Genomic DNA, 819 nt, shown 5'->3' on the forward strand with positions numbered 1-819 from the left:
CGCATTAGAGATTTCATGTTTCAGCTGAGTTGCAATATGGATGCGAGAATGATGCATGCCAAAGCTATCGATTTTGCAGCATATCAACGAGTAGCATTTCAGCCGAACGTTCTAAAAGTAAAGTATTTAGAAAAGTTGGTTAGGTATTTTTCTCAAATTTCAATTGAGTCATCTAAAAAAGCTGAAGAGTTCAAACGACTATATAAAAGTGGGTACGTCGACCAACATGAAGGCGTTATAGACATCAAAAATGATAGAAGCTTGAACGCTAAAGCCAGAAGAGCATTTCTTGATATGTACATTCAAGAGGCCCAGAAACCCTTAATAAACATTTTTTCTGAAAAGCATGCTGCTTATCTTTCGTTTAGATGGAGTCTAGATGGAGTAAATGCCCTTCCCTACAGACCTTTGGTTATCTGGAATGAACTTTTGAGAGGTAATGGCTGGATTCCTTATCCTAAAAGTAATGCAGAGTACGAATCTATTCATGGAAAAATCAGCATTAACTCATCGAAATTACCTGAAGCTGTATTAATGAAAACTCTTAATGTTGACAATGACCCAGTGCGGTTTATTGATAATCATAAGTCCTTTCTTAGCTACTGGGAGCGTCCAATAGATGCGAGCGATTTGAATGAAAGCGATTTTAACTGCACCACGAAGAACCTCCCTAAAACACAGTTACCTGTAAAAGTGAGTATTGCTCATAATTTAAAGCTGGAACCAATCAGCCAGGACACTTCTCGATCTAAACATTGTGATCTCTTAGGAAGGATTTCAGTGATGGTCAATGCTGAGAGAGTTGAACTCTTTGATTTG

General features: G+C 37.9%; 1 pseudogene. It reads left to right on the forward strand.

Annotated elements, in window-relative coordinates:
- Positions 1-15 precede the first annotated feature (15 nt).
- Positions 16-819: pseudogene (locus tag IQR33_RS31395) on the forward strand (hypothetical protein); the annotation flags it as partial.

This window comes from Vibrio sp. OPT46, from assembly GCF_015163535.1.
Lineage (GTDB): Bacteria > Pseudomonadota > Gammaproteobacteria > Enterobacterales > Vibrionaceae > Vibrio > Vibrio alginolyticus.